The organism is Pseudomonas alliivorans (assembly GCF_017826695.1).
In the GTDB taxonomy this organism is placed as follows: domain Bacteria; phylum Pseudomonadota; class Gammaproteobacteria; order Pseudomonadales; family Pseudomonadaceae; genus Aquipseudomonas; species Aquipseudomonas alliivorans.
Map to the genome: position 1 here is coordinate 680,761 of NZ_JAFFZW010000003.1, position 21,665 is coordinate 702,425.

A 21,665-nucleotide genomic window follows, 5' to 3' on the forward strand; every position below is an offset into this window, starting at 1 on the left:
CTGAGTTGCTGATCGTTCCAACGCTCTGTGCAGGAACGGTCAGCAACCGGCATCCGATCAGAAGTTCAGGCTCAGCGCCACGTTCGCTCCTTGCTGGGTCACGTCATCATTCTTGCGCCAGTTGTAGTTGGCGCGCAGCGTAAGGTCCTGAGTGAGTTTCTGACTGACGCCCAGCGTGGCGCGGTTCAGGTTGCGCTGCGGGGTGTAGCCGTCCAGCGTGAAGTCGATGGACGATACACTGTTGAGCGACAGGGTTACGTCCTGTTGATCGGTTTCAAACTCCCGCTCACGCGCCACTTCGCCCCAAATCTGTGTCGATGGCGTGACCTGGAACTTGCCCTGCAAGCCCACGCCTGCCCGTTTGGATTTGCGCGTCTGATCGCTGAAGGTCAGAGCGGTCGAACGAGCGCCTTCTTCGGAGTAGCCGTCCACATCGATGTGCGCATAATCGGCGCTGATGAACGGCGACAGGTGCCAGCGGCTGGCCGTGCCCGCGACGTCGAAGCCGACCCGAGCACTTACGGCCCACAGTTCGCCATCGGTATCACCTTTCTCCTGACCCTCGCTCACGCCCAGCGCGAACTTGCGCTCGGCACTTTCGTAATCCAGCTTGCCGCCAGAGGCTGCCAGATCGCCCCACCAGTGATTGGCCTGATACTGCAGAAACGCGGTGGCAATGTAGCTGTTGAGTTTGTAATCCGAATCGCGCGGACCCGCTTCAAGGTTCTGTCGATAAGCGCCCGCAACAACACCCGTGCGCCAGTTTTCAGCGAAGCGGTAGCTGGTGCCGATCGTCAGGTTGTAGCCCTTTCCGTCAGCATCGGCCGAGGTGTCCTGGGCATCGATGTCCAGTTTCTGACCGCCCGCCGAGAGGATGCCTTGCCACTGGCCGACCGCCTGCCAGTTGCCAAAGTCAGTGAGCCACTGGGCATGAAGTTCGTCCTGATGGGCACGCAGGGTGCTGTTGGCCATTTCGGGCAGCAGGGTAATTTCCCAAGGCGCCGACAACAACGAATACGCATAGTCGGCCAGCAGGCGCTGACCGGCTTCGGTCGGGTGGACGCGGTCATTGAAAAACAGCTTGGTGGGGTCGGGCGTCGTACCTGAGCGTCCGAAGGTGGCGCTTTCGTCGCAGTTGTCGCCGCTGAAACAGGTGCCGACCAGGTCTTCATTGGGGTCGAAGCCGAATCGCGCGGGCTGTGCCAGGGTTTCGCTGATCAGCAGAGGCACGTTGAGCGGGATGATCTGCGCATTGATCTGCGACAGCCGACTGACCAGTTGTTCGTTGAATCGGGCACTGAGTCTGGACGTCAAAGACTCCAGCACCGTGCCGCTCAGGGCGGGCGTCTGGCCGATGTCCGGCAGCAGCCAGACCATGATGTGACGTGCGCCCGCCTGCTGCAGCACTTGCGCGCTGTCGGCGAGCCGGTCTGCAGCGTCTTCGGCATCCCCGGAACTCAGTACGCGTCCCTGTAGAAAATCGTTGCCGCCCCCGGTCAGGTAATAGAGAGCGTTCGGATCGGCGCGCAACCCATTGGTCGGCAGATAACCGGGACGGCTGCGCAGGACGGTTTGCGATCCGTTGGTGATGGGCGTCACCGCGTCGGACCGCGTGGTGATCGAGTCCAGTACCTGGTCGGTCCGGTAGCCACCCACTGCCCAATTGTTGCCATCCGGCAGACCCAGCGCAGCGTTGACCGGTGAAGTCGAGGCGGCCAGATCGCCGGCAGGCACGTTGAGCATCCTGCCGATGAGCGTGGACGAGTTGAGGTTGTAAACCTCGCCGCTGCCGTCCTGATAGGTCGGCCCGACCCGGTTGGTGAAGCGCAGCGTCGAACCGGCAGGTCCGTCCGTGTCGGGGAACTGCCCGGCATCGGCCAGACTGTCACCAAACACCACCATGGTCGAGTAGGGCGCGGCGACGGCCGAGCTACAGGCCAGCGAAAGTAGACAGGCCGCAAAAGGCCATCGCCTTGATATCGTGATCATGAGAAAAGACCCTTTCCTGTTTTTTATTATGTCTAGGAAACGTAGCAAGCCTCTTCATGACCGCCAGCGCTATCGAAAGTTACCGCCCAGTGGTTGGCCTATCACTGGCGTAAATCATGCGGCCCTGTCCGTGACGATACCGTTAAGGTAATTCGCCAGATCATGCAGATAAACGAAGGGATGCCCTTGGCGCGTGCCGCCAGTACGGCTGACCTTGAGGGCGATGCGCCCTGCGTTGATCTTGCGCAACAGATTGCGGTCGCTGGACAGGTGCGAGAAGTAGCGCTCGCGCACGGCACTCAGCGATGGGCACGGCGTGGCGAATTCCTTGCGAAGCTGGTCGAGTATGTCGTTCATTCCGTGACTCCTTGTGGTTGTGGCTGTGCAAATGAAAGGTGCAGCGTCATGCCGCGTCTCCACTTGGCGGGGCAGGATGCGTATCGATGTCGGGCGTGGCTTTGTGGCTGGGGTTGGTCAGAACCAGGAACTGCCCGGTCTGCCGCTGGATCATCTCGATGAGATGTCTGTCGCAGGCTGCCGGGTGCAGATACACCGGGCAGCGTGCTTTTGGTCGTGTGGTCTGCATGTTCGTACTCCATGACGGGGTGCGAACAGACAATACGATATGTAGTGGAAAGCTGCAATACAGTTTGTATATTTAAATACGTTCTGTATTAGTACAGGCCTGCCGATTCGACGTACCACGACACATTGACCGTGCCATTTTCGAAGTTACGCGTCACGTTGATACCTTCTGCCTCGCTGATCTGCTCGACGATCTGTTCCCAGTGAACAGGGGATTCGCCGGGCTCCCTGCTTAACAGCACCTGGTGCTCGATCTGCGCTTTGGGGCTGGTGATCAAGTCCTGGATACGCTGGGCGAGCGCCAGGTAGGCGTCATGTTGCGAGGCTTCAGGTGTCAGGGTTTGCATGCGTGAACTCCTTTTTACTGTATGTGCGTACAGTAGTTGAGTAATATTTCCCACGCAAGCGGCAAACCTTTCCTATGTGGAAGTCACGACCCTGAATGCCGGGCATAAAAAAGCCTCGCTGGGCGAGGCTTGGGGATCATCACGGTGATCAAAGGCGCATGGTCATCTGCCGGATAACACCGATCAGTTTGCATTCTTCGGTGATGGCGATGGTGGGGTAGGCGGGGTTGAGCGGCTTCAGAAAATAGCGCCCCGCGTCTTCGACCAGTTTCTTGAAGGTCGCCTCGTTGCTCTCCGGGAGCTTGGCAATCACCAGCTTTCCAGGGGTCGGCTCAATGCCGGTGTCCACCAGAATCAACATGCCTTCAGGGATGCTCTGGCCTGCGGGTGCCGTCATCGAATCGCCGCGCACGACCAGCCAGAAGGCTCTGCCCTTGGCTTTGTAGTCGCTCAGTTCGAAGGTGTCGGAGTAACCGACCGGATAAGGCTCGACGGCCTCATTCCAGCCTCCGGCTTCGACCCAACTGATCACCGGGTAGCGATAGAAACGCGAAGGCTGCTCTGTTGGCGCAACGTTCTGTTGTCCGGGCTCGTTCCACGGGATCGAGGTGGTGAGGATTGGCAGGCCCAGTTCGCCGAGCAATCGATTGATCACCTCGATCTTGGGCTCGCGTTTGCCGTTCAGCCAGTGCCCGACCGCGCCGGGCGTAACCCCCATGCGTTCGGCCATTTCTTCCTGGCTGATCTGCTGGGTATCCATGACCTGTCTTGCGACTTCATACCATTTATTCATGCGTCGAATCATACAGGCTGTAGGGTGTTCTTCAATATACACATTGTAATGCCTTGTTGTGTATAAAAAATACAGATTGTATTGTCTGGCTTTCTCGAGGACGTCAGGTGATGTTCTCTGAACAGTCAGGAGCGACATAATGATCGAAGAAGTAGAAGCGGTAATGGTGCACTGGGGCGAGCAGCGCAATCGTATTGGCCTGAGTGGCGGGTTGAGCAGTCCGATGGCCGGGATCATGGAATGGGGGGCTTATATTCCCCGCAGCACGCCGGGCTCGCGATCGCTGATCGGCAATGGCAGCGGCATGGACTATATAAGCAGCGAAGTCGAAGCGGCTGTTGCCGAGATGGCGCGCAGTCCGGCCAGGAGCCGAGGGCCTGAATTGGCGCAGCTCGCCAATCTGCGTTACGTGGAGTCATTGCCGATGCGCGAGCAGATGCGTTTGTTGGGCATTAATGAAGGCGCCGATCGAACGTACCGCAACTGGGTCGACAAGCTCCATCAAAGTGTTCTGACTGCGCTTTCTGCGCGTAGCGCCTCCCGAAGCCACAAGAAGGAAGTCGCGCGCAGAGCCTGATTTCGCCTCGGACCACGCGGTGTTTCGCACCGCTCATCCGGGTTGATTGCACAGCTGCGGTCGAACTCGGGTTGAAGTCCGGTCAAACTCGACCCACCCCGAAATTGCCCCTTCCCAGCCTTTCCGGAGGGGGGTAAAAAGGTCCCACGATATGCGATTTGCGCCTCGGAACTGCTGCTCAAGGCAGGCCGCGCAACGGCTGAAACGGGTCATTCGTGACCCGCCTCGAAGCCCGCCCTGGCGGACTACCGTCATGGATTTCCCCGGCCGCCACTGTGCGGCCTTTTTTATGCGTGGAGCAAAGATGGACCCAACCGACCTTGGACCAGGCACAGCTACCTGGCTGGGCGGCACTGGCACCATTCTGCTTGGCGGCTTTTTATGGCTGCGCAAGTTTCTTTCCAGAGACGCCGCCGACCGGGCAATGGATAACGCCGACATCGGCACCGTCCGGCGGCTCAATGAACTGCTCGACTCCGAGCGACAGATTCGCAAGGAGGCTGAAGCGCGGGCTGATCAGTTCGCCAGGGAGCGCAACGAACTGGCCGCAGCCGTCGGCCGTATGGAGGGCAAGATCGAAGCCCTGACCAGCCACATCGTGCAGCTCACCGACAAGGTGACCACCCAAAGCGCCGAGATAGCCCGGCTTCGTTCCCAGCTCGGAGGTGCCAACGATGCACAGATGCGTAATTGATTTCATCGCTCGGCGCGCCTGGCGCCAGATCGAGGTCTGGGTGATCGCCGCGTTGATGATCGCGGGCTGCCTGATGCTCGGGTTTCAGGCCGGGCAATGGTCCGCCAACGCCGAACACACCCAGCAACTGACCGAGGTCCGCAAAGCCTATGACGCGGCGCTGGGCAGGCGCGATCTTCGTCTGGACCGGCTGGCCGAGAGCACAACCGAGGCCGTCGGCAAGGTTGAAAGCGCCGCCACGGTCGCCAGTGAGGCGGCGCACACGGCCAGTCGCGCTGCCGACAAGGCCAACAAGGTGCTGGACAAGGCGACCCAGTAGCTCAAGGCGTTCACCCCTGTACACCTTCCAGACTGGCAGCCATTGCTGGCGTGCCGGATCGACATTTCTTACACGCGGATTCACTCATGAAGATAACCCCGATTGTTGCCCATCTGCAGGCGACCTGTCCGACCTTTGCCGGGCGAATCAGCGCCGGGATCGACTGGGCGGCGGTTGCCCTCGGCGATCAGCTCGCGCATCCCTCGGCTTATGTGATTGCCACTGGTGATCTGGCCACGCCCAACGATTTGCAGAACGTCGTTCGCCAGACCGTCACTGACCGGCTCGACGTGGTCGTGGTGCTTGATGGCGGTGACAAGCGCGGACAGGAAGCCAGTGAGCAATTGCATGGGATTCGCGCCGAACTATGGCGTGCGCTGGTGGGCTGGAGTCCGGAGCGCGAGTACGAACCGATGCAGTACCAGGGCGGTGCGCTGGTGCAGATCAGCGGTGACCGCGTGACCTATCGCTTCGGCTTTGCCGCGCAGTTTCAGCTGGGTCGCAACCTCGAAAGCCAGCCCGCAGAAACCTGGCATGAGGCGTATCTGGACGGTTTGCCGGGTTTTACCGGTGCCACGTTCGAGATGGACAGCATCGACCCGGCGGACCCCAACCTGAAACACCCAGGCCCGGATGGGCGTATCGAAGTGAAATTCTCAGGAGATGTAAAACCATGACCCAACGCATCACCGTTCTACCGGCCGAAGGCCGCACCGTACCCGACCCGGAAGCAGGCGATCTGTTGCCTGCCGAAGGGCGCACAGTGACGTTCAACGCCTGGTGGCAACGCCGTCACAACGACGGCGATATCACCTTTCAAACCGAGCAATCCCCCACTCAATCCGCCGAAACGGCTTAACCAAGAGGAAGCCAAACAATGGCTATCAGCTTTAACAACATTCCATCCGATGTCCGAGTGCCGCTGTTCTATGCGGAGATGGACAACTCGGCCGCCAACAGCGCGTCGGCCGGCATGCGCCGTCTGATCGTTGCTCAAGTCAACGACGATGTCACCGGCCCGGAAATCGGTTCGCTGGTGCTGGTGCCGAGCGTGGCGCTGGCGAAGAACCTCGGCGGGCAGGGCTCCATGCTCGCCGCCATGTACGAAACCTGGCGCAAGGCCGACCCGACCGGTGAAGTCTGGTGCCTGCCGCTGCTCAACACCGAAGGTGCCAAAGCCGGTGCGACCGTCACTGTAGCGGGTGCTGCGACCGAAACCGGTCTGCTGAACCTGTACGTCGGTGGCGTGCGTGTGCAGGCCACGGTGGTCAACGGCGCAACGTCGGCTCAGGCTGCCAATGCCCTGTCGGTGAAGATCAATGCCACGCCTGATCTGCCAGTCCGTTCGGTTGTAGACGCGGGCGTGCTGACCCTTTCGTGCAAATGGAGCGGCGTGAGCGGCAACGACATCCGTCTGGAATTCAACCGCCTGGGCAAGACCAATGGCGAAGCGATTCCGGCAGGTCTGACCGCTGAAGTCACTGCCATGACCGGCGGCGTCGGCACTCCTGATCAGGTTCAGGCCCTGGCGGCACTGGGCGATGAGCCTTTCGAGTTCCTGTGCCTGCCGTGGACCGACACCACTACGCTGGATGCGTGGAAAGCGGCGATGGATGACAGTACCGGTCGCTGGAGCTGGGCGCGCCAACTGTACGGTCATGTCTACAGCGCCAAGCGTGGCACAGTCGGTACGCTGGTCGCGGCGGGTCAACTGCGCAACGATCAGCACATCACCATTCAGGCCGTCGAGATGGCAGCGCCGCAACCGGTCTGGCTGCAAGCGGCTGCCTTGGCTGCACGCACCGCGGTGTTCATTTCCGCCGATGCCAGCCGTCCGACCCAGAGCGGCACCATGCCCGGCCTGGATCCGGCACCGGCCAGCCAGCGTTTCACTCTGACCGAGCGTGAGTCGCTGCTGCGTTACGGCATTGCCACGGCGTACTACGAAGGCGGTTATGTGCGCATTCAGCGTTCGATCACCACGTACCAGAAGAACGCCTATGGTCAGGCCGACAACTCTTACCTGGACAGCGAAACCATGCACCAGTCGGCGTTCATCATTCGCCGCCTGCAGGGTGTGATCACCAGCAAGTACGGCCGCCACAAGCTGGCCAGCGATGGCACGCGTTTCGGCGCCGGTCAGCCGATCATCACGCCGAGCACCATTCGCGGCGAGCTGATCGCGCAGTACGCCCGTCTTGAGGAAGAAGGCCATGTGGAGAACGCTGAAGTGTTCGCCCAGCACCTGATCGTCGAGCGCGACAGCAACGATCCGAGTCGCGTGAACGTGATGTTCCCGCCGGATTACATCAACGGCCTGCGCGTGTTCGCGCTGCTCAACCAGTTCCGCCTGCAGTACGACGAAGCGGCTTAACTTTTCCCACCAACATCACTTTCAAACCCGCCTCGTGCGGGTTTTTTCATTCTGGAGATAAAAGAACATGGCTCAGAAAGTTGCGGGTACCTGCTACATCAAAGTGGATGGCACCCAATTGACCATTACCGGTGGCGGTGAAGCCCCGTTGATGAATGTGAAGCGCGATACAGTGGTTCCGGGTTACTACAAGGAAACCGACAAGGCTGCCTGGCTGAAACTCACCGCAGTGCATACGCCGGATCTGCCGCTCAAGTTGCTCACCTCCGGTGTGGATATGACCATCACCTGCGAGTTCAACAACGGCAAGACCTACGTCCTGTCCGGGGCCTATCTGGTCGACGAGCCGATCAGCAAGGCCGACGACGGCACCATCGAACTGAAGTTCGATGGCAGCCAGGGGAGCTGGCAATGAGTGAAATCATCGAGCTGGCGAGCCCTATCGAGGCTCATGGCGAAACCGTCTCGCAACTGACGTTTCGCCGTCCCACCGCACAGGAAGCGCGGGCCATCAAGGCCCTGCCTTACCGGATCGACAAGAACGAGGATGTGTCCCTCGATCTGGACGTGGCGGCGAAGTACATCGCCGTCTGCGCCGGCATCCCGCCGTCGTCCGTCAACCAGATGGACCTGTGCGACATCAACACGTTGAGCTGGAAGGTCGCGAGTTTTTTCATGGCAGCGGCATCAGCGACCTTGAAGGCCTGATAGCCGTCGTTTACGACCTCGCGTACTTCTGGAAGACCGACCCCGAACTGATGATGTCCAGGGAGCTGGACGTCATCACCGAGTCGATCTTGCAGGCGCAACGCATCAACCGGATCCTGCAGGGGGAGTGATGGCAAACACTATAAAAACGCTGATCACCGGCGTCGATCAACTGTCTCCAACGCTCGCGACGGTCAACAAGAACGTCAAAGGATTTCAGCAAGGGCTTGAGGATTCCGGCCTGGGAGAAGTCCCGCTCAAAGACATGATCAGCGAAAACGACCTGGCGCAGCCGCTGATCGATGCGGTCAAGGCTGCGATGGGTTTCGAGACAAGCATGGCCGGTGTGAAACGGTCGGTGACGTTTGAAACCCCGCAGCAATTCCAGGCGATGAGCCGTGACATTCTTGACTTGAGTGAACGGCTTCCGGAAAGCGCTACTGGTCTTGCGGCGATTGTCAGTGAAGGCGCCAAGGCCAGTGTGCCGCGTGCCGAGCTGACCGGGTTTGCCACCGATGCCGTGAAAATGGGCATCGCGTTCGATCAGACCGCAGCTCAGTCTGGCGAAATGATGGGCAAGTGGCGCTCTTCGTTCGAGATGACGCAGCCGCAGGTTGCTGCACTGTCCGAGAAGATCAACGTGCTGGGTGGCAACAATCTGGAGAAGCAGATTGCGACCATGGTCACCGCGATGGGCCCGCTCGGGCCCGTGGCGGGTCGGGCGTCGGGCGAGATCGCCGCGATGGGCGCCACGCTGGCCGGGGTGGATGTACCGACCGATGTGGCTGCCAAGGGCATCAAGAGTTTCATGCAGTCGATTACCGAGGGCGGCGCAGCCAAGGCCGGGGCTTTCGAGGCCCTGCAACTGGACATCACCCAACTGACCCAAGGCATGCAGCAGGACCCGTCCGGGACCATCGAGAAGGTATTGAAGGCCATCTCGACGGTCGATCCGGGCACCCAGTCGGCGGTTATCACGCAACTGTTTGGCGAAGAATCGCTGGGTGCCATCAAGCCCCTGCTGAAAAATCTGGATGTGCTGCGCTCCAACCTGGCGAAAGTCGGGGAAGGCGTGCAGTCGGCAGGCACCATCGAGCAGGAGTTTCAGGCCAACTCGCAGACCACTGCCGTTGCCTTGAAAGAGATGGAGAATCGGGTTGATCGCCTGAGCATCAATATCGGCAGCATGTTTCTGCCTGCGATGAACGAAGCAATGGCCGTGATCGGGCCAATGATTTCTCAGGTCGCAGCACTGGCCGCCGAACACCCAGGCGTCATCAAAGGTGTGGTGGGCGCTGCGATCGCCTTTGGCGTGCTGCAAGTGGCCGTCATCGCGGCGACCAATGCCAGCCGGGTGCTGAGCTCGGTTCTCGGTATGTCTCCGGTGGGCATGGTCGTGCGGGCGCTGGCGCTGGCCGCCGGTCTGCTGATCGCCAACTGGTCGACCGTCGCCCCGTATTTCCAGGCGGTATGGTCCGCCATCCGTGAGCCGGTCATGGCGCTGTGGGAAGCGTTAAAGACCGTCTTCGGCTGGAGGGCAATTGAACTGGTCGTCTCGAACTGGCAACCATTATCGGCGTTTTTTGTTGGGCTATGGGACGGCATCAAGACGCTGGCTGCGTCGGCGTTCGACGTGATGAAAACGTTGTTCAACTGGTCGCCGATCGGCTTGATCATCTCGAACTGGCAGCCGTTGTCCGCGTTCTTCAGCGCGCTTTGGGGCGTTATACAGGCCTTGGCTTCACCGGTGATTGGTTATTTTCAATCGCTGTTCGACTGGTCGCCAATGGACATGATTTCGTCTGCCTGGCAGCCCGTGAGTGGTTTCTTCACGGGTATCTGGGAGGGCATCAAAGCCGAGACCGCGCCTCTCATGGAAACGCTGAAAGGGCTGTTCAATTGGTCGCCGATGGACTCGATCAGCGAGAAGTGGGCGCCGATCAAAACCTTCTTCTCGGGTCTGTTCACGGACATCAAGCCGTTTATAGACCCGATCCTGAACGGGTTCGGTATTGGCTCCGATGACAAGTCTCTGCTGCAAAAGGCCACTCAAAAGCTCAACGAGTTCGCTGAAGAGCGGCGTGTGGATAACGCCGGTCCCGGTGGTGGCAAAGGGGCTTTTCTGACGGCGGACGCTGTGCAGGTCAGCCAGTTGAAACAGCAGCAGATCAATCAGGCGATGGGCATTCCGGCAACCGGCCAGTTGCTGAGCGCGCCTAACCTGCCTGCCCCCGGCAGCCTGTTGCTGCAACAGGGCGCAGGCACGGGTTCACGGCTTGAAGGCGAGCTCAATATTCGCTTTGAAAACGCACCGCCGGGCATGCGCACCGAACAGATGCAGACCAATCAACCAGGTTTGACGATATCGCCAAGCGTGGGTTATCGAACCCTCGGCGCAGGAGCCGCATCATGAGTACATGGCGTGACAGCCTGCTGCCCGCGTCTTTTCGGGGCGTCGGCTTTTTCATCAGCAGTACGGTCGTTCCGATAGGACGCAAAGGACAACTGCATGAGTTTCCGCAGCGTGACGAGCCTTACTTCGAATCGCTGGGCAAGCAATCGCAAGTCCATACGGTAACCGCGTTCATTGTCGGACCGGACTGCTTTGAACAAAGGGACAAGCTGCTTCAGGCGCTTGAAACGCCGGGCGCCGGTGAGTTGGTGCATCCGTGGTTGGGGCGGATGCAGGTGCAGGTCGGCGATTGCGACATGACGCACAGCCTGGCCGAAGGCGGCATCGTGCATCTGAACCTGAAGTTCTACCCGGATCAGCCGCTGAAGTTTCCGACGTCGACGCTCAACACCGGACGCCAGCTCGTGCAGGCGTCGGAGGGACTGCTGGATTCGGCGCTCAGGCGCTACCGTGCCGTCATGGCGACGGTGGATGCGGTGCGTATCAACATTCAGGCGCTGCGCAGCACATTGTCTGGCGTCTTTGCCACGATTCAGCGGCAGTTCGCCTCGTTCATGGCGATTTATTCGGATGCCACCGCACTGGTGTATTCGCTGGTCAATGCGCCTTACACGTTGAGCACGATGTTCTCCACGTTCTTTGCCAGCTTCCAGGGCGACAGTCGTCGGAGCAGCAGAGAGAGCAGCGGCAACAACGTCGGCGCTGGCGGCGCTGCATCTGGTGGTGGCAGTACGGGCAGCGGGTCCGGCAGCTCCGGAGGCAGCAATGCAGGTGGCAGTTCCGGCGGCATTTACGGTAGTGCGGGCAGCGTCGCCTCGGGCTCTCGAAATGCCTCGGGTGTCGAGTCGGTGCCGTATCGCTCGATCATCTCCGACGCGACCCAGCAGGCGCAGGCGGTCTCCAGCATCAACCAGATCAATCAGGGTGGAGGTCTCGATACCGGCGTGACGGCTCAGGCCACGGCGGACCTGGTGCAGGACGCGTTGCTCGTCAAAGTGGCGAGGGTTGTGGCCAGCATGCCGGTGGCGGTCAGCACGAAACCGATTCTGGTCGTTCCTTCGCTGGATCAGCAACGAGTGCAACCCTTGCAACGTGCCGATGTGCCGGTGGCCGACGACGTGATCGAACTGCGCGACACGCTCAGCGCGGCAATCTGGGACGCGGCCCTGAAAGCCGATCCGGAGCATTACCTGGCGCTCAATACGCTGCGTCATGCACTGATCAGTCACCTCAACGCGGTGGCGGCTTCCGGTGTGCGCCTGCAGGACATGAAGGTTTCCGAACCCTTGCCTGCGCTGGTGCTGGCTTACCGTCGTTTTGGTGACGCAAGCCGCTCGCACGAAGTGGTTCAGCGCAACCGTATCCCGCATCCAGGTTTCGTGTCGCCCGGCACGCTCAAGATCGCTCAGGAGTAACCCATGATCGACCCCAATGTTGTCACCTTGACGGTGGATGACAAGGATTACGCTGGCTGGAAAACCGTGGAAATCTCCGCAGGAATCGAGCGTCAGGCGCGCAGCTTTGACATCAGTCTGACCTGGCAATGGCCTGGAACGGACATGGTCAGGCCGGTGCGGGCAGGTGCCCAGTGTGCGGTCAGTATCGGTGGCGAATTGATCTTGACGGGTCGGGTGTTCGCCACACCTGTGAGCTATGACGGCAACCAGATCACCTTGAAGATATCCGGGCGCTCCCTGACGGCCGACCTGATCGACTGTTCCGCGATCAACAAGCCTGGCGAGTGGAACGACGTATCGGCGCTGACCATCGTCAGGGAGCTGGCCGCGCCCTACAACGTGAAGGTGCTCAGCGAGATACCGGAAACCTCGAGGAAATCGAAACACACCATCGAGCCCGGTGAGACCGTGTTCAAGTCCATCGACCGCCTGCTGACCGTGTTCCGGATATTTTCCACCGATGACGAGTACGGCAATGTCGTGCTCGCCAGACCCGGCAGCATGGGCAATGCAGTGGACGCGCTGGAGTTGGGCAGAAACGTACTGTCAGCCGTTGCGCCACTGGATTTTTCCGGACTCTTTTCCGAGTACCAGGTCATTGGCCAGCAAGCGGGCAATGACAAGACATTCGGCAAGGCGGCGTCCGAGGTCTCGGCCTCGGTCACTGACAGCAGCGTTACGCCTGCGCGTGTGCTGGTCATCCATGAGGAATCGCCGATCACACCGGCACTGGCGTTGAGCCGTGCCAAATGGGAGCGCGGCCATCGCCAGGGCAAGACGCGGCTCACGACTTACAAGGTGCAGGGTTGGCGGCAGTCCAACGGCGCGCTTTGGCGCCATAACACGCTAGTCCGGGTCGTCGACTCGATCCTCGATCTGAATCAGGAAATGCTGATTTCAGCCATTACCTATTCGCTCAACGATAAAGGCACCACCACCACGCTGGTTGTGGGTCCGATAGAGGGGTTTGAAGCCGAGCCCGGTGATCCTGAAAAGCGCAGCAAGGTGCCGGTCAACAAGGACGCGTACAGCTACGCGCAACCCAATTACGAAGGAACGCTCGCATGAGTCTACTCAATCGCATGCTGGTGCGCGGCACGGTCGTGCTCGCAAGGGCCAGCAGCAAAATGCAGGCGCTGCAAATGCGCCTGACGGCAGGGGAGGTCAGGGGGGACATGGAGCATTTCGAACCCTATGGTTTTACCAGCAACCCGCTGGCCGGCGCCGAAGGCATCGCTGCCTTCATCGGCGGTGACCGCTCCCACGGTCTGCTGCTGGTCGTCGCTGACCGCCGTTATCGCCTTCAGGGACTGGAGTCTGGCGAGGTAGCGATCTACACCGATGAGGGCGACAAGCTTCACTTCAAGCGCGGCAAGGTCATCGATATCGAAACCAATACCTTGAACATCAAGGCGGCGACGGCGGTGAACTTTGATACGCCGCAAATCACCCAGACGGGAAAGATCGTTTCCCAGGGCGACCAGATTGCCGGCGGCATCAGCCAGATCACTCACCTGCATGGCAGCGTGCGCTCCGGTCCCGACCAGAGCGGGCCGCCCGTTGGAGGTGGCTGATGATTATCGAAGGCTCCTTGCAGGCTTCGTTGCTGCGCTCGGTGATCATCAGCCTGTTCACCTGGCGTCGTGCCGAAGCGGACGATCCGTTCGACGATGCCGAGCGCTTCGGCTGGTGGGGCGACACCTACCCGGCCGTCGCCAATGACCGGATCGGCTCCAGGCTCTGGCTGCTGCGCAGGGTCAAGCTTACTGCTCAGACGCAACGCGACGCCGAGTTCTATGCCCGCGAAGCGTTGAACTGGCTGATCGAGGACGGTCACGTTCAGCGCATCAACATCTTCACCGAACAGGTTCAGAGCAACCGCCTGAACCTGGGCGTCGAGCTGGTCGTCCCGGACGGCCAGGTCGTGCGTTTCAACCCTTCAGAACAGTGGCAGGTGATCTATGCCGTTTGAAACCCCCACGTTACCGGCACTCGTCAACCGGACACAGGTTGACTTGGCCGGTGACGCGCTTCGTCAGTCCGATGCCCGCGTGCTGTCCCGTGCCCACAGTGGCGCAGCCTATGGACTGTACGGTTATCAGGACTGGATCGCGGACCAGATTCTCCCGGACACCGCCGATGAGGAAACCCTTGAACGCCAGGCCATCCTGCGTCTCAGGCAACCGCGCAAACCCGCGCAGCCCGCCACCGGCTCGGTACGTTTTGTAGCGGCAGCGGGCGCTGTGCTGGATGCCGATACCATCCTGCAGTTCAGCGACGGGCGCTTCTACCGCGTGACTCAGGGCGTTACCACGGTGGCGGGCAACAACACGACCACTGTCGAGGCGGTGGACGCGGGAGCTCTGGGTAATGCGGATGCCGGGCAGGTCATGACCGTCGTGCAGCCTGTTGAAGGCATCGACAGCAGCTTTACCGTGATCGCCGACGGCCTGACCGGCGGCATCGCCCGGGAAAGCACCGAGTCGCTAAGGGCCCGTGTCGTGCGCTCCTATCGGGTCATCCCGCACGGCGGCAATCAGGATGACTACGTCACCTGGGCGCTGGACGTGCCGGGTGTAACGCGTGCCTGGTGCGTGCGCCGTTACATGGGGCCGGGCACCGTCGCTGTGTTTTTCATGCGCGACGACGATGCCACCCCGACGCCGGATGCGGATCAGCTGGCGCAGGTGGCGGCGTACATCGAGCCGCTTCGCCCGGTCACGGCCGAACTGTACGTGCTGGCGCCGGTGCAGAAGCCAGTGACCTACACCATCAGCCTGACGCCGGACACCACGGCGGTGCGCGCCGCCGTTCAAGCTCAACTGGTCGATCTGCACAACCGTGAGGCGGGCCTGGGTGAAACCCTGCTGCTGACCCACATCGCCGAGGCCATCAGCCGGGCGACCGGAGAAACCGATCATGTGTTGATTTCACCGACGGCCAACGTCACGGCAGCTGCCAATCAGTTGCTCACGTTCGGGGGAATTTTATGGTCGTCATAAGAACCGCCGAGCATTACACCGAACAACTGCAAGCCCTGCTGCCGCCGGGACCTGCCTGGGACCCGGAGCGCGTGCCCGAGGTGCAGCAACTGATTACGGCCCTCTCCCACGAATTCGCTCGCATTGACGGTCGCGCCTTCGACCTGCTCAACGAGATGGACCCGGCCACCGTCAGCGAGTTGGTCCCGGACTGGGAGCGGGTCATGAACCTGCCCGATCCCTGCCTCGGCCTCAAGCCGCTGTTCGAAGACCGGCGTCTGTCGGTACGCCAGCGGCTGGTGGCCGTAGGAGGGCAGAACGCAGCGTTCTATGTCGGCATTGCCGTCAGTCAGGGCTACCCCGACGCCTCTGTCACTGAACTTCGAGCGCCCCGTATGGGGCGTTCTCGTTTCGGGCAGGCGCATTTCGGCACCTGGGTCGCGCAATTCATGTGGACCCTGAACACCGGTGGGCGCCAGAGGCTGGGTCGGCGCTTTGGCGCCAGTTACTGGGGAGAACGGTTCGGGGTCAATCCCGGAACCGCAATCGAATGCCTGATTCGTCGAGCGGCACCGGCGCACAGCATTGAATTCGTTAATTTCAATTGAGGAACAACACGTGGACTATCCCAAAAGTGTGCCAGGCGTAGGCCTGGTGAGCGGCAAATTTGTCGATGAAAACCCGGCAACCGGTACACCCGGCTCGCTGATTCCCGCGCAATGGGGCAACTCGGTGACGCAGGAGATTCTGAACGTGATTCTGGGGGCCGGTCTGGTGCCCAGCGAAGCGGATGTCACGCAACTGCACCGAGCCATTCTCGGCCTCGCCGCCTCGGACTACAAAAAGTCCGTGCGCTGTGCGACGACGATGGCGATCGGCCTCAGCGGTTTGCAAACCATTGATGACGTCACGCTGGTGGCGGGTGACCGGGTACTGGTCAAGAACCAGGACAGCCCGGCGCAGAACTGGATTTACCTGGCAGCGGCCGACGCCTGGACCCGCGCACAGGATGCCAATGAAAGCACTGAGTGCACCCCAGGTCACCTTGTGCCGGTGCAGGCGGGTACCAGGAATGGCGGTACGGTCTGGCAGTTGACCAACACGACGGCTCCGGTTCTGGGCACGACAGGTTTGGTCTTCGAGCGTGCACTGGGACGCAGTGGCGTCGCTGCGGGGAACTACAGCCGGGTGAAGGTCAATCGGTATGGGCAGGTGGAAGAGGGGAGTAATCCGGGTTTCGAATGGTCAGGCTTCAATGTTATAGCAACAAGCACTGTACTTGGTGTGGATAGCGTCGGAGGAGTAATAAGCGCCGCGTCTTCAACACCGATAACAGTGACGATGCCGACAGCGGCGAAAGTGCCCACCAGTGGGACCATTATGCTTATCAGTGCAGGAGCTGGGGCCGTTACATTGATGGCTTCCGGAAACGACAGCCTGACGAATCAGTCTGGCGCGACAATTTCAATCGTACTGGGAGCAGGTGACTCGGCGCTTTTATCTCGGGTGGCCGGTGAATGGCGCTTGCTGGGAGGCAGTGTCGCACTGAAGTATTGCGCCGTTCTTGCCGGTGTTTCAGGTCCTTCTGGGCGTCAAAGGCTGCCCAACGGAACTCTCATGCAATGGGTTAACGTTTCTATCCCGCTCGGACAAGGAAGTGTGACCCCGTTCAATTGGCCCATCTCTTTCGATAATGCAGCCACCTCTATCGCTTTTGCTCCTGATTTTACAGTGTCCGAGTACGGCTACATGACACTGTCCATTGTTGACAGAAACCGGCAAGGAGCAAAGCTCATGAATAACGGCCAGTCTTTGAAGATCGGATCTGTTGCAGGAACCACGATTATCGGCATCGGCTATTGAGGATTTCAATATGATTTTTTACTCAGCAATGACAGGCGGTTTTTATGACTCGTCTGAAAACATGTATGTGCCCGAAGATGCGCTCGAAATCACGAATGAGCGACATGCTGCCCTACTTGAGGGACCTGCTTCCGGCTTGCGAATTATTGCCGATGAGAACGGGCGTCCTATTCTGGCCGATCCGTTGCCGCTGCCTGAAAACGTATTGATCGGTAACGAGCGGTTTTGGCGAGATGGCCAACTCGCTGCCACGGATGGCTTGGTCAGTCGTCATCGTGACGAGTTGGAGGGTGCGTCGATGACAACATTGACGTCCGCGCACTATACCGAGCTTCAGACTTACCGCCGCGAACTTCGTAAATGGCCAGAGTCCAGAGATTTTCCGTTGATAGATCATCGGCCTGAATCGCCCGATTGGCTTCCAAAGGAACTCACTTAAACGCCCCTCAATGAAGGGGCGTTTTTTGTTTCCGCTCTCACCCGCTCTGTGGTTCTTTGATAGCTCTATCGAAAGAACTGCATTCGTTCAGGCAGTTAACGCCGCCTTTCAAGCGCTGATCAGAAAACGCTGATGAGCGCGGCCTGTAACTCAGACCAAGCAGGAGGTCTGCTGACGCCAGCAAGCGTCGTTCAGTCATAAACGCACATTCTCTCAATCTAAAATCAAAAGGTATGTATATGTTCACAGTCATCAGTGCTCGTGATCCACGCTGGGCCGATCTTGCACACACCTCCATTGAAATGTGGGTGTTGTTCGAAGAGTTCAAAGACACCTATGGCGAGGTACCTTTCGGGGCGTCTCCCAAAGATCCTGAGCCTCACGGCGTCGATCTGTTCAACCGTGCTGTTGCCGGCGAGTTCGGCCCGGTTCTTGAGCCCACCGAGCAAACGATTCTGGCGCAGGTGACAAACCAGCGGGATGCTTTGTCCTCGACAGCCACTGCCCGCATCAACGAACTGGTGGCCAAGCTGGATATGTTGCAAGACGCCATTTCGATGAACCTCGCGACCCAACAGCAAATAAACTCCGTACCGGCAGTCAATGCTGAACTCTATGCGTTCCGTGTTTATCGCGTACGGCTTTCCCAGATCGATACATTGGCGGGCTACCCGACCAGGTTCGAGTGGCCAGTGGCACCTGCGCAACCTTTTGTGTACGTGCCGCCAACCAAGTAACCGGGACTTGGCAGGGCGTGAACGAACATGAATTGTCCAGAACCTGAAGGGCACACGGAAGTCGATCAACTCAACACATGTCTGAAGTTCTCCCTGACGCCGGCCCTTGAGCCGGCGTTCTTGTTTCTGCTTTCACTATCGTCATGACCTGTCCATGTGGCTACTGCTGATGCTGCGTTACACAAGCGGCTTATGCGGTATTTCAAGCGTTGATCAGCGTTACCCGCAACTCAAGCGACGTTCTTTGACGCTTGCAGGTGCTATCCAACTACGAACCCACACTCTCCCCATACACCATTAAAGGTATTCACATGAAAACAGTATCCAGCGCCCGCAACCCTGGCTGGGCGGATCAAGCCCACACTACCCTGAACCTGTGGGTAATTTTTGAAGAAAACAAGGATTCTGGTCGCGAGGAGGGGATATCCATCTCTGCCAATGACCCGGATCCGCAAGTTGTCGCGCTGCTCAATCGCGCAATCGCTGGTGAGTTTGGCGTCATTTCCGAGCCCACCGAGCAGATGGTGCGGATCGCCGTCATGATGCAGCGTGGCAACTACTCGGCCGACGCTAGCCGGAAAATCGACGTACTGGCCAATGATCTGTCTGTCTTGCAGAACGCCGTCGCATCGGGAACGGCCACCCAGGCTCAGATTGAATCCCTGCCTGCGCTTCAGGCCGAGCTTGATGCTTATATGGCTTACCGGGCAGACCTCGCTCACCTCGAAGACATCCCGGGTTTCCCGATGTCTTTCGTATGGCCGGTTCCGCCTGCGTCGCCGTTCGTGTACGTAAAGCCGCCTGAAGTGCCAACGCCGCCGACAGGTGTGAGCGATGATGAGCTGCCCTGGGTGATGTTGAGCATTCGCAACCCTCGCTGGGCCGATCAGTCCCATAACGCTATCGTTCTTTTGGTGGTTTTTGAGAACACCAAAGATACCCGTGGTGAAGAGGCGGTCACCGTTTCCTTCAACGACCCGCGGCCGCAAGCCAGAAAGCTGTTCGATCGTGCAGTCTTCAGCGAGTTCGGCCCGGTTCTTGAACCGCTTGAACCGGCCGAGCCCGTTGTCATTGTAGACGGGCGAGTTCAGCGTGACCGCTATGCGGCCATGGCTACTGCGAAAATCGAGGCGTTGAACAGCACGCTGAGCACGTTGCAAAGCGCCATCGAGGCTCAACTCAAATCCCTGCCTGCGCTACAGGCCGAGCGTGATGCGTACTGGCTTTACCGCGTGCAGCTCGCCCAACTCGATGCGCAGCCTGGCTTTCCCGTGTCGTTCGAGTGGCCTGTTGCGCCAGCAACGCCTTTTGTCTGAGCCCGTCTGCCCAAGGAGGACCCATGCCTGTCAACCAGCAACAATTGCTACACATCCTCCCCAACGCCGGCCTTAAAGCCGGCGTTTTCGTTCCTGCCCTGAATATCGCCATGAATCGCTACTGCATCGACACACGGTTGCGTGTAGCGGCATTCATCGCGCAGATCGGGCATGAGTCCGGCCAGCTGCGGTACGTGCGTGAACTGGGCAACGACAGTTACCTGGCGAAGTACGACACGGGGCAGTTGGCGCTGCGTCTGGGCAACACACCAGACGCAGACGGCGACGGCCAGCTTTATCGTGGTCGCGGGCTGATTCAGGTCACGGGTCGGGCCAACTATGAGGCGTGCGGGGAGGCGCTGGGGCTGGATCTGTTACGCCAGCCCGAGCTGCTCGAAAGGCCCGACCATGCCGCGATGTCAGCGGCATGGTTCTGGGATCGCGCCAACCTGAACGCGCTGGCGGACAAGGGCGATTTCCTGATGATCACCCGGCGTATCAATGGCGGCACCAATGGTCTGGCCGATCGACAGGCGCTCTATCAACGCGCCCTGGAGATACTGCCGTGAATGGTCTGGATCTGCGCTTCGTGTTGTTGGCGGTCGTGGTCGGCTCCGGGCTGGGTGCCTGGCTTGCCTGGGAATGGCAGGCCACGCGTTACGAGCGGCAACTGTCCGAGCAGGCGATGTCCTGTCTGCGAGAACGCGAACTGGCGTCCAGGGCAGCCATCGACTGGCAAACCGCTGAACAGGCCAGGCGACGGGCGCTGGAAGTCCGCCTGCAAAACAATGACACAACCCTCCACAAGGAATTGAGTGATGCACAGACTGCTCAGGTCCGCCTGCGTGATCGCCTGGCCACTGCTGATCTGCGGCTGTCAGTCCTCCTTGCCACCCCGAGCGGTGGTGCTGGAGTGTCAGCCTCCACCCACCCCGGCGGCGTGGTTCATGGAGGCACGCGAGCCGAACTTGACCCAACGGCTGCTCAACGAATTGTCGCAGTCACCGACGACGGCGACCAAGGACTGATCGCGCTCAAGGCCTGCCAGGCCTATGTGCGCGAGATCGCGTTCTGAACAACCAGTCTCCTTCCCGCCTCCGCACGGAGGCGCGGCCTTCTTGCAGCCTTTTAAAGGCTCGCTCATCGACGTTATCGAGCGCTTCGCCCGATACATTCATATTGCACCGCTCTCATCGGTACGCTAATGTCCCGAAACGTACCGATGAGACCCCTTCCCGTGACGATTGTCAGCAAACTCTTGATGCGCGTTATCAAGGCTCACGCCCGCTGGCGTTGGCGCGCCTGACTATTTCCTTGCCGGCCCTGCCGGATCCGCACCTGTATGTCTTCAATTCGTCATGTTCTCCCGCCACTGTCACCGCATTCGATGTGGCTGAAAGGCGGATGCTTGAGCGAGTCGCGATCTGAAGGCGTAAACGAAGTCAGTAAATTCAAAAGGTTAATAGCAAAATGCTGCTGATGATCGATAACTATGATTCCTTCACCTACAACGTCGTGCAGTACCTGGGCGAGCTGGGTGCCGACGTGAAGGTCATCCGCAATGACGAGCTGACCATCGCGCAGATCGAAGCCTTGAACCCCGAGCGCATCGTCGTTTCGCCCGGTCCTTGTACTCCCAATGAAGCCGGTGTCTCGCTGGAGGTGATTAATCACTTCGCGGGCAAACTGCCGATTCTGGGCGTCTGTCTGGGGCACCAGTCCATTGGCCAGGCATTCGGTGGTGACGTGGTGCGCGCGCGCCAGGTCATGCACGGCAAGACCAGCCCGGTTATCCACGAGGACCAGGGCGTGTTCGAAGGTTTGAACCATCCGTTGGTCGTCACGCGTTACCACTCGCTGGTGGTCAAACGGGACACGCTGCCTGACGTTCTGGAAGTGACGGCCTGGACTGCACATGACGACGGCTCGGTTGACGAGATCATGGGCCTGCGTCACAAGACACTGAACGTCGAGGGGGTGCAGTTTCACCCCGAGTCGATCCTGACCGAGCAGGGCCATGAGCTGTTCGCCAATTTCCTCAAGCAGCGCGGCGGCAGTCGTCAGGGTTAAGGA

26 protein-coding genes and 1 pseudogene are annotated in these 21,665 nt (G+C 59.8%); 22 read left to right on the forward strand and 5 right to left on the reverse strand.

From position 1 onward, the window contains the following. Positions 1–57 precede the first annotated feature (57 nt). The 5 genes from estP to JTJ32_RS12320 form a co-directional block, all read right to left on the reverse strand. On the reverse strand, positions 58–1,989 hold the full coding sequence (estP, locus tag JTJ32_RS12300) for an esterase EstP (RefSeq protein WP_184322182.1): 1,932 nt from the start codon (positions 1,987–1,989) through the stop codon (positions 58–60). A 114-nt stretch (positions 1,990–2,103) separates the two neighbouring features. Then, on the reverse strand, positions 2,104–2,346 hold the full coding sequence (locus JTJ32_RS12305) for a pyocin activator PrtN family protein (protein WP_099228575.1): 243 nt from the start codon (positions 2,344–2,346) through the stop codon (positions 2,104–2,106). 46 nt (positions 2,347–2,392) lie between these two features. Beyond that, positions 2,393–2,575 carry a hypothetical protein gene (locus JTJ32_RS12310; RefSeq protein ID WP_099228574.1) on the reverse strand — a complete coding sequence of 61 codons (183 nt, stop codon included), beginning with the start codon at positions 2,573–2,575 and terminating at the stop codon, positions 2,393–2,395. Positions 2,576–2,663: 88 nt separating this feature from the next. After that, complete coding sequence (locus JTJ32_RS12315; RefSeq protein WP_210042175.1) at positions 2,664–2,921, reverse strand: DUF1654 domain-containing protein; 258 nt, start codon at positions 2,919–2,921, stop codon at positions 2,664–2,666. A gap of 148 nt (positions 2,922–3,069) precedes the next feature. Further along, positions 3,070–3,681: a LexA family protein gene (locus JTJ32_RS12320; RefSeq protein WP_180274356.1), complete on the reverse strand. Its 612-nt coding sequence runs from the start codon at positions 3,679–3,681 to the stop codon at positions 3,070–3,072. A gap of 172 nt (positions 3,682–3,853) precedes the next feature. Between JTJ32_RS12320 and JTJ32_RS12325 the strand changes: the two genes are divergently transcribed. From JTJ32_RS12325 to JTJ32_RS12430, 22 genes and pseudogenes are all read left to right on the forward strand, one after another. Then, positions 3,854–4,291 carry a hypothetical protein gene (locus JTJ32_RS12325; RefSeq protein ID WP_210042177.1) on the forward strand — a complete coding sequence of 146 codons (438 nt, stop codon included), beginning with the start codon at positions 3,854–3,856 and terminating at the stop codon, positions 4,289–4,291. Between the two features lie 304 nt (positions 4,292–4,595). Further along, the gene (locus tag JTJ32_RS12330; protein WP_099228570.1) at positions 4,596–4,985 is read left to right on the forward strand and encodes a DUF3450 domain-containing protein; all 390 of its coding nucleotides are present in this window, start codon (positions 4,596–4,598) and stop codon (positions 4,983–4,985) included. Further along, positions 4,966–5,304: a hypothetical protein gene (locus JTJ32_RS12335; RefSeq protein WP_099228569.1), complete on the forward strand. Its 339-nt coding sequence runs from the start codon at positions 4,966–4,968 to the stop codon at positions 5,302–5,304. Before JTJ32_RS12330 ends, JTJ32_RS12335 begins: the two co-directional genes overlap by 20 nt. Before the next feature lie 86 nt (positions 5,305–5,390). Next, positions 5,391–5,981 (forward strand): phage tail terminator protein, encoded by a 591-nt coding sequence (locus tag JTJ32_RS12340; RefSeq protein ID WP_099228568.1) that lies wholly within the window; start codon positions 5,391–5,393, stop codon positions 5,979–5,981. Beyond that, positions 5,978–6,163 carry a DUF2635 domain-containing protein gene (locus JTJ32_RS12345; protein ID WP_099228567.1) on the forward strand — a complete coding sequence of 62 codons (186 nt, stop codon included), beginning with the start codon at positions 5,978–5,980 and terminating at the stop codon, positions 6,161–6,163. Before JTJ32_RS12340 ends, JTJ32_RS12345 begins: the two co-directional genes overlap by 4 nt. Before the next feature lie 18 nt (positions 6,164–6,181). After that, positions 6,182–7,678: a phage tail sheath subtilisin-like domain-containing protein gene (locus JTJ32_RS12350; RefSeq protein WP_210042179.1), complete on the forward strand. Its 1,497-nt coding sequence runs from the start codon at positions 6,182–6,184 to the stop codon at positions 7,676–7,678. Positions 7,679–7,745: 67 nt separating this feature from the next. Then, positions 7,746–8,093, forward strand: a complete 348-nt coding sequence (locus JTJ32_RS12355; protein WP_210042180.1) for a phage tail tube protein — start codon at positions 7,746–7,748, stop codon at positions 8,091–8,093. Beyond that, on the forward strand, positions 8,090–8,386 hold the full coding sequence (locus tag JTJ32_RS12360) for a phage tail assembly protein (RefSeq protein ID WP_004885402.1): 297 nt from the start codon (positions 8,090–8,092) through the stop codon (positions 8,384–8,386). Before JTJ32_RS12355 ends, JTJ32_RS12360 begins: the two co-directional genes overlap by 4 nt. A gap of 130 nt (positions 8,387–8,516) precedes the next feature. Then, positions 8,517–10,799: a phage tail tape measure protein gene (locus tag JTJ32_RS12365; RefSeq protein ID WP_210042181.1), complete on the forward strand. Its 2,283-nt coding sequence runs from the start codon at positions 8,517–8,519 to the stop codon at positions 10,797–10,799. Beyond that, positions 10,796–12,214, forward strand: a complete 1,419-nt coding sequence (locus JTJ32_RS12370) for a DNA circularization protein (protein WP_210042182.1) — start codon at positions 10,796–10,798, stop codon at positions 12,212–12,214. The genes JTJ32_RS12365 and JTJ32_RS12370 overlap by 4 nt, the downstream gene beginning before the upstream one ends. A gap of 3 nt (positions 12,215–12,217) precedes the next feature. Then, complete coding sequence (locus JTJ32_RS12375; protein WP_099228562.1) at positions 12,218–13,324, forward strand: phage baseplate assembly protein; 1,107 nt, start codon at positions 12,218–12,220, stop codon at positions 13,322–13,324. Beyond that, on the forward strand, positions 13,321–13,830 hold the full coding sequence (locus tag JTJ32_RS12380; RefSeq protein WP_099228561.1) for a phage baseplate assembly protein V: 510 nt from the start codon (positions 13,321–13,323) through the stop codon (positions 13,828–13,830). The genes JTJ32_RS12375 and JTJ32_RS12380 overlap by 4 nt, the downstream gene beginning before the upstream one ends. Further along, positions 13,830–14,228 (forward strand): phage GP46 family protein, encoded by a 399-nt coding sequence (locus JTJ32_RS12385; RefSeq protein ID WP_184322173.1) that lies wholly within the window; start codon positions 13,830–13,832, stop codon positions 14,226–14,228. Before JTJ32_RS12380 ends, JTJ32_RS12385 begins: the two co-directional genes overlap by 1 nt. Beyond that, complete coding sequence (locus JTJ32_RS12390) at positions 14,218–15,258, forward strand: baseplate J/gp47 family protein (RefSeq protein ID WP_184322172.1); 1,041 nt, start codon at positions 14,218–14,220, stop codon at positions 15,256–15,258. The genes JTJ32_RS12385 and JTJ32_RS12390 overlap by 11 nt, the downstream gene beginning before the upstream one ends. Next, a complete protein-coding gene (locus JTJ32_RS12395) occupies positions 15,246–15,845 on the forward strand; it encodes a YmfQ family protein (protein WP_210042183.1) in 600 nt (199 codons plus the stop codon). Before JTJ32_RS12390 ends, JTJ32_RS12395 begins: the two co-directional genes overlap by 13 nt. Before the next feature lie 10 nt (positions 15,846–15,855). Then, positions 15,856–16,470: pseudogene (locus tag JTJ32_RS12400) on the forward strand (phage tail protein); the annotation flags it as partial. Between the two features lie 640 nt (positions 16,471–17,110). Then, positions 17,111–17,539, forward strand: a complete 429-nt coding sequence (locus JTJ32_RS12405) for a tail fiber assembly protein (protein ID WP_210042184.1) — start codon at positions 17,111–17,113, stop codon at positions 17,537–17,539. A 239-nt stretch (positions 17,540–17,778) separates the two neighbouring features. Next, complete coding sequence (locus JTJ32_RS12410) at positions 17,779–18,276, forward strand: tail fiber assembly protein (protein WP_210042185.1); 498 nt, start codon at positions 17,779–17,781, stop codon at positions 18,274–18,276. Positions 18,277–18,587: 311 nt separating this feature from the next. Beyond that, positions 18,588–19,592, forward strand: a complete 1,005-nt coding sequence (locus JTJ32_RS12415; protein WP_210042186.1) for a tail fiber assembly protein — start codon at positions 18,588–18,590, stop codon at positions 19,590–19,592. Positions 19,593–19,615: 23 nt separating this feature from the next. After that, positions 19,616–20,161 carry a glycoside hydrolase family 19 protein gene (locus tag JTJ32_RS12420; RefSeq protein WP_210042187.1) on the forward strand — a complete coding sequence of 182 codons (546 nt, stop codon included), beginning with the start codon at positions 19,616–19,618 and terminating at the stop codon, positions 20,159–20,161. Further along, positions 20,158–20,667 (forward strand): lysis system spanin subunit, encoded by a 510-nt coding sequence (locus tag JTJ32_RS12425; RefSeq protein WP_210042188.1) that lies wholly within the window; start codon positions 20,158–20,160, stop codon positions 20,665–20,667. Before JTJ32_RS12420 ends, JTJ32_RS12425 begins: the two co-directional genes overlap by 4 nt. 395 nt (positions 20,668–21,062) lie before the next feature. Next, on the forward strand, positions 21,063–21,662 hold the full coding sequence (locus JTJ32_RS12430; protein WP_099228552.1) for an aminodeoxychorismate/anthranilate synthase component II: 600 nt from the start codon (positions 21,063–21,065) through the stop codon (positions 21,660–21,662). The last annotated feature ends 3 nt before the right edge of the window (positions 21,663–21,665 follow it).

What these genes read in the sequence shown, in the direction of transcription:
- estP (WP_184322182.1), bottom strand. Translation starts at nt 1,989, where the DNA reads ATGATCACGATATCAAGGCGATGGCCTTTTGCGGCCTGTCTACTTTCG.
- JTJ32_RS12305 (WP_099228575.1), bottom strand. Translation starts at nt 2,346, where the DNA reads ATGAACGACATACTCGACCAGCTTCGCAAGGAATTCGCCACGCCGTGC.
- JTJ32_RS12310 (WP_099228574.1), bottom strand. Translation starts at nt 2,575, where the DNA reads ATGCAGACCACACGACCAAAAGCACGCTGCCCGGTGTATCTGCACCCG.
- JTJ32_RS12315 (WP_210042175.1), bottom strand. Translation starts at nt 2,921, where the DNA reads ATGCAAACCCTGACACCTGAAGCCTCGCAACATGACGCCTACCTGGCG.
- JTJ32_RS12320 (WP_180274356.1), bottom strand. Translation starts at nt 3,681, where the DNA reads ATGGATACCCAGCAGATCAGCCAGGAAGAAATGGCCGAACGCATGGGG.
- JTJ32_RS12325 (WP_210042177.1), top strand. Translation starts at nt 3,854, where the DNA reads ATGATCGAAGAAGTAGAAGCGGTAATGGTGCACTGGGGCGAGCAGCGC.
- JTJ32_RS12330 (WP_099228570.1), top strand. Translation starts at nt 4,596, where the DNA reads ATGGACCCAACCGACCTTGGACCAGGCACAGCTACCTGGCTGGGCGGC.
- JTJ32_RS12335 (WP_099228569.1), top strand. Translation starts at nt 4,966, where the DNA reads ATGCACAGATGCGTAATTGATTTCATCGCTCGGCGCGCCTGGCGCCAG.
- JTJ32_RS12340 (WP_099228568.1), top strand. Translation starts at nt 5,391, where the DNA reads ATGAAGATAACCCCGATTGTTGCCCATCTGCAGGCGACCTGTCCGACC.
- JTJ32_RS12345 (WP_099228567.1), top strand. Translation starts at nt 5,978, where the DNA reads ATGACCCAACGCATCACCGTTCTACCGGCCGAAGGCCGCACCGTACCC.
- JTJ32_RS12350 (WP_210042179.1), top strand. Translation starts at nt 6,182, where the DNA reads ATGGCTATCAGCTTTAACAACATTCCATCCGATGTCCGAGTGCCGCTG.
- JTJ32_RS12355 (WP_210042180.1), top strand. Translation starts at nt 7,746, where the DNA reads ATGGCTCAGAAAGTTGCGGGTACCTGCTACATCAAAGTGGATGGCACC.
- JTJ32_RS12360 (WP_004885402.1), top strand. Translation starts at nt 8,090, where the DNA reads ATGAGTGAAATCATCGAGCTGGCGAGCCCTATCGAGGCTCATGGCGAA.
- JTJ32_RS12365 (WP_210042181.1), top strand. Translation starts at nt 8,517, where the DNA reads ATGGCAAACACTATAAAAACGCTGATCACCGGCGTCGATCAACTGTCT.
- JTJ32_RS12370 (WP_210042182.1), top strand. Translation starts at nt 10,796, where the DNA reads ATGAGTACATGGCGTGACAGCCTGCTGCCCGCGTCTTTTCGGGGCGTC.
- JTJ32_RS12375 (WP_099228562.1), top strand. Translation starts at nt 12,218, where the DNA reads ATGATCGACCCCAATGTTGTCACCTTGACGGTGGATGACAAGGATTAC.
- JTJ32_RS12380 (WP_099228561.1), top strand. Translation starts at nt 13,321, where the DNA reads ATGAGTCTACTCAATCGCATGCTGGTGCGCGGCACGGTCGTGCTCGCA.
- JTJ32_RS12385 (WP_184322173.1), top strand. Translation starts at nt 13,830, where the DNA reads ATGATTATCGAAGGCTCCTTGCAGGCTTCGTTGCTGCGCTCGGTGATC.
- JTJ32_RS12390 (WP_184322172.1), top strand. Translation starts at nt 14,218, where the DNA reads ATGCCGTTTGAAACCCCCACGTTACCGGCACTCGTCAACCGGACACAG.
- JTJ32_RS12395 (WP_210042183.1), top strand. Translation starts at nt 15,246, where the DNA reads ATGGTCGTCATAAGAACCGCCGAGCATTACACCGAACAACTGCAAGCC.
- JTJ32_RS12405 (WP_210042184.1), top strand. Translation starts at nt 17,111, where the DNA reads ATGATTTTTTACTCAGCAATGACAGGCGGTTTTTATGACTCGTCTGAA.
- JTJ32_RS12410 (WP_210042185.1), top strand. Translation starts at nt 17,779, where the DNA reads ATGTTCACAGTCATCAGTGCTCGTGATCCACGCTGGGCCGATCTTGCA.
- JTJ32_RS12415 (WP_210042186.1), top strand. Translation starts at nt 18,588, where the DNA reads ATGAAAACAGTATCCAGCGCCCGCAACCCTGGCTGGGCGGATCAAGCC.
- JTJ32_RS12420 (WP_210042187.1), top strand. Translation starts at nt 19,616, where the DNA reads ATGCCTGTCAACCAGCAACAATTGCTACACATCCTCCCCAACGCCGGC.
- JTJ32_RS12430 (WP_099228552.1), top strand. Translation starts at nt 21,063, where the DNA reads ATGCTGCTGATGATCGATAACTATGATTCCTTCACCTACAACGTCGTG.